9 protein-coding genes and 1 pseudogene are annotated in these 9,711 nt (G+C 36.9%); 7 read left to right on the top strand and 3 right to left on the bottom strand.

Going from position 1 to position 9,711, the window contains the following annotated elements:
* The first annotated feature begins 200 nt into the window (after nucleotides 1-200).
* A complete protein-coding gene (locus tag ATN92_RS14710) occupies nucleotides 201-971 on the top strand; it encodes a replication initiation protein (protein ID WP_056950677.1) in 771 nt (256 codons plus the stop codon).
* Nucleotides 972-1,359: 388 nt separating this feature from the next.
* On the opposite strand, the gene ATN92_RS14715 is transcribed toward ATN92_RS14710, so the two are convergent.
* The gene (locus ATN92_RS14715) at nucleotides 1,360-2,034 is read right to left on the bottom strand and encodes a GntR family transcriptional regulator (RefSeq protein WP_056950674.1); all 675 of its coding nucleotides are present in this window, start codon (nucleotides 2,032-2,034) and stop codon (nucleotides 1,360-1,362) included.
* 103 nt (nucleotides 2,035-2,137) lie between these two features.
* On the opposite strand from ATN92_RS14715, the gene ATN92_RS14720 reads away from it, so the two are divergent.
* Complete coding sequence (locus tag ATN92_RS14720; RefSeq protein ID WP_056950673.1) at nucleotides 2,138-2,782, top strand: Vat family streptogramin A O-acetyltransferase; 645 nt, start codon at nucleotides 2,138-2,140, stop codon at nucleotides 2,780-2,782.
* Nucleotides 2,783-2,842: 60 nt separating this feature from the next.
* Here the strand turns inward: ATN92_RS14720 and ATN92_RS14725 are convergent, their stop codons facing one another.
* On the bottom strand, nucleotides 2,843-4,627 hold the full coding sequence (locus ATN92_RS14725; RefSeq protein WP_411762952.1) for a heavy metal translocating P-type ATPase: 1,785 nt from the start codon (nucleotides 4,625-4,627) through the stop codon (nucleotides 2,843-2,845).
* Between the two features lie 247 nt (nucleotides 4,628-4,874).
* Here ATN92_RS14725 and ATN92_RS14730 point away from each other — a divergent pair, with 247 nt between their 5' ends.
* From ATN92_RS14730 to str, 3 genes are all read left to right on the top strand, one after another.
* On the top strand, nucleotides 4,875-5,234 hold the full coding sequence (locus tag ATN92_RS14730) for an ArsR/SmtB family transcription factor (protein WP_025024910.1): 360 nt from the start codon (nucleotides 4,875-4,877) through the stop codon (nucleotides 5,232-5,234).
* Between the two features lie 136 nt (nucleotides 5,235-5,370).
* Complete coding sequence (locus tag ATN92_RS14735) at nucleotides 5,371-5,559, top strand: hypothetical protein (protein WP_435369334.1); 189 nt, start codon at nucleotides 5,371-5,373, stop codon at nucleotides 5,557-5,559.
* A gap of 8 nt (nucleotides 5,560-5,567) precedes the next feature.
* Nucleotides 5,568-6,416 (top strand): streptomycin adenylyltransferase Str, encoded by an 849-nt coding sequence (str, locus tag ATN92_RS14740; RefSeq protein WP_056950663.1) that lies wholly within the window; start codon nucleotides 5,568-5,570, stop codon nucleotides 6,414-6,416.
* 85 nt (nucleotides 6,417-6,501) lie between these two features.
* Here the strand turns inward: str and ATN92_RS14745 are convergent.
* Nucleotides 6,502-6,915, bottom strand: a pseudogene (locus ATN92_RS14745) (DDE-type integrase/transposase/recombinase); the annotation flags it as partial.
* A 601-nt stretch (nucleotides 6,916-7,516) separates the two neighbouring features.
* Between ATN92_RS14745 and ATN92_RS14750 the strand changes: the two are divergent.
* Nucleotides 7,517-7,870, top strand: coding sequence for a MobC family plasmid mobilization relaxosome protein (locus ATN92_RS14750; protein WP_056950680.1), 354 nt, complete (start codon nucleotides 7,517-7,519; stop codon nucleotides 7,868-7,870).
* Nucleotides 7,852-8,994 (top strand): relaxase/mobilization nuclease domain-containing protein, encoded by a 1,143-nt coding sequence (locus tag ATN92_RS14755; protein WP_056950657.1) that lies wholly within the window; start codon nucleotides 7,852-7,854, stop codon nucleotides 8,992-8,994. Before ATN92_RS14750 ends, ATN92_RS14755 begins: the two co-directional genes overlap by 19 nt.
* Nucleotides 8,995-9,711 lie beyond the last annotated feature (717 nt).

Raw genomic sequence — 9,711 nt, forward strand, 5'->3', positions numbered from 1 at the left:
AAAAGGAATGGCTTTATATCAACGTTTATAGCCACCACTCAACACCAAAAAGCACACCACTCAACACCAAAAAGCACACCACTCAACACCAAAAAGCACACCACTCAACACCAAAAAAATAAAAATCACTTTACTTTAGTGTTAATTAGTAATAGAGTGTATTTATAAAATAAAATGTATGTTCGAAAGGAAGAAAATTTATGGTCGATAAACGCAATATGTTATGGGTCAGTGACCGTAACTTTAATAAAGAAGATTTTAAAGACCAACAATATTTTCAGGTGGCTGAACATAATGACCTAATTACTAAGGCACGTCATGATTTAAATGCCCGTGAATTGAAGATTATGGACTTTGTTGTTTCTAAGATTAAACCTGATGATAAACACTTTAATATCATTCATACGTCAATGTATGAGCTGTCTAATGTCCTTGAATTAAAGCGTAGCGGTCGTACGTACTCGCAACTTGCCCAAAATTTAGAAGACATGCGTGCTAAAAGCCTTCGTATTTATAGTGAGACGGATCGTCGTATTACTCTAACGGGGTGGTTTGAAGTTGTGCATATTTGGGAAAATGGACAACTTCAAATCAAAATCAATGAAGAATTTGCGCCATTTTTGTTGCAATTAAAAGATAAAGGGCACTACACCCAATACTTACTCGTTGATACCGTTAAACTGAAAAGTAAATATTCTATTTTGTTATACAAATTGATCCGTGAAGCTGATAAAGATAACGGTAGTTCAATTGCCATTGTTCAAGGAACGCCTGATGAGTGGAAAGAATGGTTAGGTTCGCCTGAAAGTTACACCTATGGACGTTTAAAAGATAAAATATTAAACCCAGCTATTGCAGAAATTAACCTTGAAATTGATGATATGGACTTATCTTTATTTCAAGCACGCCGTGGTCGTGAGGTAGTTCAAGTCGAAATTCACAATAATTTTATTCGTAACCCACGTTTTTAATATAAGGGGGGAAATGATGTTCATAATAAAAAGAGGGATACCGCCCTAGCCTCCACAGCTCACGGTATCCCTAAATTTAGCAAAACAACCAACCATTTGAAAGGAAGTTTCACTATGAAGAATAGTATCACAAAAATAAGTCTAGTTGTATCAGTTATCAGTCTGTTGGTAGTGGGTTTTCTTGCGCTACAAATGCATGAACTCACCACAATTACAACGAGTTCACACAAATTTAACTTATAAGTTATGTCTTTTGAACCTTGAGTGAGAATGTAGTCGAGTACTAGGCATGAGAATTTTTTGTAGGTTTCAAAAAATATTACCCGTTCTTGACGGAATGAACGACTGAAAACCGAAGTTAGTTACATATTATATGTACGAAGGCATTTCATTTACACAAGATTCTTGACGCTACCATAGCTAATGAATATTCGACTAGATTGCCAAAGCGATCAAAACCTCTTCTAACACGATTAAGCGCCAAAGTATCCGACTTACCCAATAACTCCTTGTCATCATCTTTTAGATTAACGGCCTTGAATTCATCTTTGAAACTAGCCACTTCTTGACCACTCTCTTGGAGTATTTTGTAGAGTGATTTGTGACGCAAATCTTTCAATTCATTTTGAATCGCAACATTTGGAAGATAGTGTTCAAAAATTATGAACGGCTTATCATCCAGTGAATAAAGACGTTTAATATACAAAACCTGTTGCTTACCAGATTCCTCAAAAGGAGTTCCCTTTGGCGAAACTAATTTGATCTGTAGAATCTTCTTAGTTAAATCACCGTGTTCATCGACAATAGATGAGAATGATCTGGCTTTTGATAATTTATTGAACAAGTTGTTGCTAATAACCGTCGTTCCGATTCCACTTTTCTTAACCAAATAACCCTCACTGACTAGTAATTCAACCGCATTACGGACCGTGATTTTGCTGACATTATACATTTTCTCTAATTCGTTCTCTGTTGGTATAAGGTTTCCTACTTCATACTTACCTGATAAAATATTCTTTTTAATATCACTGGCAATTCTCTGATATAAACTTCCTGCTATCATTTTATTATCTCCATGGTTCATCTATATTAATTATTATGTATTCTTACATTATAATATATGTAACGGCTGTTAAATAACAGCAATTAAATTTAAGGAGCATCTCATGAAATCATACCCCGATCCGAATTCAATCTATCCCAACCCCAATATCAAAGAAATGGTCTACATCAAAAATACAATCAAATCCCCAAATATTATCGTGGGCGACTACACGTATTACGATGATAAATCTGAACCAGAGAATTTTGAAAAACACGTCACTCACCATTACGAATTCCTAGGTGACAAACTAATAATCGGCAAGTTCTGTTCAATTGCCCAAGGTATCGAATTCATTATGAATGGTGCAAATCACGTGATGAAGGGCATTTCAACTTACCCATTTAATATTCAGGGTAACGGTTGGGAAGCCAACACACCTACTCTAGATGACTTACCTCTAAAGGGCGATACGACAGTCGGTAACGACGTATGGTTTGGTCAAAATGTCACTGTTCTACCCGGTGTTCATATTGGTGATGGTGCCATAATCGGTGCAAACAGTCTTGTAACTAGCAATGTGGAACCATACTCAATCGTTGGCGGTAATCCTGCCAAACTAATTAAACAAAGATTCTCTGATGATATGATTAATGAACTAGAAAAGCTGCAATGGTGGAATAAGGATATCGACTGGATAACTGCCCATATCAAAGAACTTACTGTTAATGAATTATCATTGGATAAGATCAAAGAATGGACAAAATAAGTATTTACAAAAAAGGTCCTCGCATTTAATAAAATGCGAGGACCTTTTTATAATTATTTATCACTTCAAGAATTGTAATCTAACAGCGTTTAATACCGCTATAACGGTGACACCGACATCGGCAAATACTGCTTGCCACATGCCTACGAAACCGAAGGCTCCCAGAATTAAGAACAAAACTTTGATCCCTATGGCAAAACTAATATTCTCCATAACTATTTTTCTAGTCACCTGAGCAATTTTAATCGTCTTAGAAACCTTGGAAGGTTCGTCACCCATAATAACAATATCGGCCGCTTCAACTGCAGCATCACTACCAAGACCGCCCATGGCGAACCCGATATCAGCCGTCGTTAATACTGGCGTATCATTGATACCATCACCAATAAAGGCCACTTTTTTATTTTTCTTCTTAGATGTTGCAAGTAATTTTTCAACAATATTAACCTTATCTTCAGGTAACAAGTCAGTATAGACATTGTCTAACTTAAGCTTATCCGCAATCGATCTACCAACTATGGCATTATCACCAGTCAACATGGCACTCTTAATCCCACGTTGATGTAATAATTCAATTGCATCCTGTGCATCTGACTTAGGCTCATCGGCAATCACAATGCTACCCATAAACTTACCGTCAACACTGACATAAACAACCGTACCAATTCCATTATCTCTGATGAAATTAATTCCTGACATTGCCTTATCATTACCTACTACAACTTGTTTGCCATCGACTATAGCCTTCAAACCATGACCAGCATGTTCGTTCGCATCTGTGACCTGATACTGACTCATATCGTCGTTATAAGCTTTGATAATCGACTGCGCGATTGGATGCGTAGAATTCTGTTCCGCTGCAGCCGCAATACCTAATAAATCTTGTCTCTTAACTCCAGCTACAGGTTCAATTTTAACAACTTCAAATTGCCCCTTTGTCAAAGTACCAGTCTTGTCAAAGGCTACTGTATCAACACTATTCAAGGCTTCAAGATAACTGCTACCCTTTACTAGTACACCTTGTTTAGATGCTGCTCCAATCCCGCTGAAGAAACTCAGTGGAACTGAGATAACTAGAGCACAAGGACACGAGATAACTAAGAATACCAAGGCACGTGAGATCCATTCACCCCAGTTGCCAGTAAACAGTGACGGAATTATTGCTAGTGCAACTGCCATAGCAACTACGATCGGCGTATAGATTTTGGCAAAACGTGTAATGAACTTCTCTGCCGGAGCCTTTTTATTGCTTGCATTTTGGACCATATCCAATATTTTGGCAACTGTAGAATCACTATATATCTTTGTGACCTTAATCTCCAAAGTACCGTTTTGATTGATAGAGCCACTCATGGCGGCATCGTTTTGATAAATACTACGAGGCATCGATTCACCTGTTAAAGCTGATGTATCAACCATCGATTGTCCAGACACGACCGTCCCATCTAAGGGAATCTTCTCACCAGGTCTAACAATAATAATCTGTCCAACTTGAACTTTAGATGGATCAACTTTCTTAGTACCTGAAGCCATTTTTATAGTCGCAAAAACTGGTTTAACTTCCAATAATGCTGAAATAGATTTTTTAGAATTATTTGTCGCAATATCTTCAAATAAGTTACCTACTTCATAGAAGAACATGACCGCGACAGCTTCCGGATACTCTCCTAAAATCAGAGCACCAACCGTTGCAATTGTCATTAAGAAATTTTCGTCAAAAATTTCACCATGAAAAATATTTTTAACTGCTTTTAAGACGATACTTCCGCCAATAACGAAGTAACCCATGAAATAAAGGACGATATTAATCGGTTCACCGAATATTCCTATGAATCCAGCAATCATAAATACAGCTGAAATAACTAATTTCCATAGTCTGACAGTGGATTCATGATCTAATTTATGTTTTGATTTCGTTTGCTTATTTTTTACTTGATATTCGGATTGGACATTGTACGATTTCATTAGAAACATCCTCCCTACAATTGTGTAAGTGTTTACATGAATATATGAGCATTCATTCATATTTCATCTATAATATAATATATCCTACAGGGAAATTCAATGATTTGTAGAAAAAAGGTGAAGTATTATGGTAGAAAAAGATTTTTCAGAACAAGAACATCAAGCTGCTCTGAATCATTTGAAGGAAAGTATTCCTGCCAATGAAGAATTAGAATCAATGGTCAACATTTTTAAGGCTTTTGGCGATATGACCCGTGTAAAAATTATCCTGGCATTGTCAAAAACACCCTTGAGTGTTGGCGAAATCGCCGATACTTTGGACATGAGTCAATCATCAATTTCCCATCAACTAAGTCTATTACGTCAATTAAATCTTGTTACGAGTGTGCGACACGGTCGAAATATTCATTATCGATTAAGTGATCAACACATAATCACGATTTTTGGACAGACAAAAGATCACATTATTGAAGACGAAAACGACTGATACTACTGACTTCCGATTATATGTACGAAGGCATTTCATTTACACAAGATTCTTGACGCTACCTTTTAATGATTTACATATTTTAAAACCAGATTGGAAAATTATTAAACGAACTTCCGATAGAGCTATTGTTTTTATGTTATTAAGTGATGAAGAAGAATGGGGCAAAATTCATAGAAATTCTAGAACGAAATATAAAAATTTGATTAAAGAAATATCCCCAATTGATTTAACGGAATTAATGAAATCGACTTTGAAAGAGAACGAAAAACAATTGCAAAAGCAAATTAATTTTTGGCAACGTAAATTTAGACTTGGGAAGTGAAAAAAACAATGAGAACTGAAAAAGAGATTTTAAATTTAGTTTCTGAATTTGCTTATCAACGAAGCAATGTAAAAATTATTACTCTCGAGGGTTCAAGAACTAATGAAAATATAAAAAAAGATAAGTTTCAAGATTATGATTTTTCGTTTTTCGTATCAGATATTGAGTGTTTCATACATGAAGAGAGTTGGTTAAGTTTATTTGGAGAATTATTGTTCATACAGAAACCAGAAGATATGGAATTATTCCCTCCTGATTTAGATTATGGTTATAGTTATATAATGTACTTTAAAGATGGCATAAAAATGGATATTACATTAATTAATTTAAAAGATTTAAATCGTTACTTTAATGACTCTGATGGTCTTGTAAAAATTTTAGTTGATAAAGATAATTTAGTGACTCAAGAAATTGTTCCAGATGACTCAAATTATTGGTTAAAAAAACCAACAGAACGAGAATTTCATGATTGCTGCAATGAGTTTTGGAGTGTTTCAACGTATGTAGCAAAGGGCGTTTTTAGAAGAGAAATATTATTTGCTTTAGATCATTTCAATAATATTTTACGTCCTGAATTATTAAGAATGATGTCTTGGTATATTGGTTTTAATAAGGGTTTTGATTTTAGTTTGGGAAAGAATTATAAGTTTATAAACAAATATTTAACTGATAAAGAATTCAATATGTTTTTAGCTACTTTTGAGATGAATGGATATAAAAAGACATACCAATCTTTTAAGCTCTGTTGTGAATTATTTAAATATTATTCAAATAAAGTAAGTTGTTTAGGAAATTATAACTATCCACATTACGAAAAAAATATCGAGAATTTTATTCGTAATAATTATGAAAATTAATTTTATTAGCAACCACATTTTTGGGGTTCTGGTGCAAAATTAACAAAATAGTCTTTGTAATACATTGGGACGATTGTTGAACGGATCATTGTACTAATAATTCGATTAGTGATTGTGACGACGAAAAACCAAAGAGACTTGGTTCTCTTTGGCTTACTTTATGTAGTTGATGCATGACTTCAATCCCACTTAGCGTTTTTAGCGCAGTTCGTAGTGATTGAAAACCGCTTGATTTTACTAAGACGTGTTTAATTAACCGATGATCTTGTTCAATCAAATTATTACGATATTTAGAACATTGGTGATTTGCTTTCACCAATAAGCCGTCTTTAATTACTTGTTTAATAGCCTTTAAAGTGCCAGCATATTGATCAGTAACCAGACAATCAGGACGACCATAGGTCGTCAATAAACGTTTCAAAAAATGATAGGCGGATTGATAATCACGATGTTTACGTAACTCAAAATCTAGTGTTAATCCATGACTATCAATGGCTCTATCATACTCTATCACAAGATCCAAACATCAATATTTGGCTGGCTAGACTGCTTCCTATTCTTATTATTTTTATTGTGTTCTTTTCTCTGCAATGGATAATCAACACATTTGAAAAGGAACCTTATAAATTTTAGTTATTATATTGGGCTGAAACCCTTGCTACAAGCGTGAGACGCTTGCCCTGTTCGGGGAGAACTCTCCATGAAATGGTCTGCTGGAAAGCTCCTGCTGAAAGCATGCGTCAAGTGCAAAATTTGTCTTGATGAAATCATGCTTATTATGCAAAATAATTCGGCAGACAGCCCCCGTCGGGTAGACGCCATTTGCGGAATAAATCAGCAAATGGCATACGCAACGATTGGTAAAAAGTGGCTAGCATATAGCTAGTCATTTTGCCGTGAGTTTGCGTAGCTAGGGGGTCAAGGGGCGAGCGCTAGCGTCCCCTTTGCAAGCACCACATCAGACACGTAAGTGGCTAGCATGTGGGTTGCTTGCCAAACCCCGTGAATTGATTTATTATGTGAGTAGAAACCCTAAGGGTTTCACGAGCTTAATCAATCAATTCACTTGCCTGAAAGGCAAAACAAAGGGGGTGGGGTTTGTGAGCGAACAACACAATATGTCTAGCCATCTATCCGATAAACAACCCAATCGGAAAGACAGTCGGCAAATCAATTTTAGAGTGAGCGAGCAGGACTATTTAAAGCTTTCGCAATCTGCGAAAACTTTAAATATGTCCGTGCCTGCTTTTGTCAAAAAGAAGGCACAGGGGGCGCGGATCGTTGCCCCTAAGATTGGCGCAAAAGAAGCGCAAGAGTTAGCCCGTCAATTAGCAAAAATTGGGGGTAATCTCAACCAATTAACAAAACACGCCAATCAGGGGGGCAACGTCCCCGCCCAAGCATTGCAGGAACTTCAAAGTGAGGTGGCAAAGATATGGCAACAACTCACATAAAGCGGTCTGCAAGTGCGTCACGGCTTGTCAATTATGCCGAAAAACGTGCGGTCTTAAAGGACGGACTAAACCTTGATGTGAACTATGCTAAAAGTCAATTTAAACAAGTCCGTGAAGTGTACGGTAATCAAGGTAAAACACAAGCCTATGCTAGTCGTATTTCGTTTAGTCCAAAGGAATTTGACCCTAAAAACGAAATCGACCAGAAAAAAGCTCTCGATATTGCCAAAGAAGTGTATCAAAAGACTTATCCTAATCAACAGGTGGCGCTATATGAACATGCTGATACGGACGCCTTACATATTCACGCTGTCATTGGGGCAATTGACTTGGAAACTGGCAAGAAAATGCATGGAAATTGGCAAGAATATCGTGAAAAGCTCGTTCATAACACCGATGAAATCGTACAAAAACATGGACTAGAAGTAACACACACTGACCCTGAACGGTATGAAAAGCGTTCTATGGCCGAAATCAAAATGCAAGACCGCGGACAACCGACTTGGAAAGACCAAATCAGACAAGCAGTTGATAGTACCATGTCTAATCAGCTTATATGCGATTTTCAGACGTTTAGAGACGATTTAAAGCAAAAAGCAATAGATGTATGGGAACGAGGTAAAGACCTTACCTATCAGCTAACAGGGACGAATTATAAGGCTCGTGGTAATAAACTTGGCACAGCTTACGAAAAGGAGGCAATTTACAATGAGTTGGAAAGACGTACCAGAGACCCAGATACAAACAGATTTAACAGCGCTCAACCAGACCCTGAAAGAAATCAGGAACTATCAGGGCACACAAATTCAACTACAAAGCAAACAACAAATCGAACTGACCGAACAGCTGACACAAATCGAACAAACCAGCCAAAAGGTCAATCAAGCCTTTCAAGAGACCTTGAACAATTTAGAGAACAGCAAAGAAACCAGCAGAGAACGATTAGTCGCTCTGCTCAAAGACGCTCAAAATCAGTTCAACGAACAAACAAAGACGGTCAATCGCAAAACAATCGACGAATTGCAACAGATAAACAGTCTGCAAAAGAGCAACAACACCACGTTGAAAGCCCTAAACGACAGCCTAAACCAAACCGTTCAAGGGACTATGGACCAAGTCGCTAATCGTTTATCTACCGAAATTGACCGTACACATAAACATATGAGTTGGTATGAGATTAAAAATTATCTGTACGCGGTTATTCCGACTGGGTTGCTCTCAGGGCTCGTATTTTGGCTTCTGACGCATTTCTTTGCTTAACAGGTGTATTTTATGAAATTATCTTTAAAATGGCTTAGAATGCAAAATATTGATGAATTAGCTAGGTGTCGACGCACTATTTAACTGTCTGTCAACGGTAAATCGAATTAAAGGGGCTTTCTGCTTTAGCAGTTAGCCCCTTTTTGAGGCTTTAAGGAGTTGATAGACTGGCGGATAAAACACTTTTGCGCATGCAAAGAAAAGCACCCTTGCTTTTTTTGCCTGCCTAACGGCGAGTGATTAGGTGGTCAAGCGAACTTCGCTTGTGGGTTTGGGCAACGCCCAAGATCTTTTTATGTAACGACCATAGGGAGGCGCAATGAGCAAAGCGAATGAAGTTAAATGTGAGAGCTTGTCTCTCACTCCTTTTGTTTGTGTTGTTTTGTTTTATTGAATTGCGCTCACAAACATAGCGCTACGCGCGCACCTAATTTATTAATAATTCTATTAATACTTCTAAATACTTAGGGAAAAAGGAATGGCTTTATATCAACGTTTATAGCACTAATAGAACACCAAAAAGCACACCACTCAACACCAAAAAGCACACCACTCAACACCAAAAAGCACACCACTCAACA

This window comes from Companilactobacillus bobalius (genome assembly GCF_009764355.1).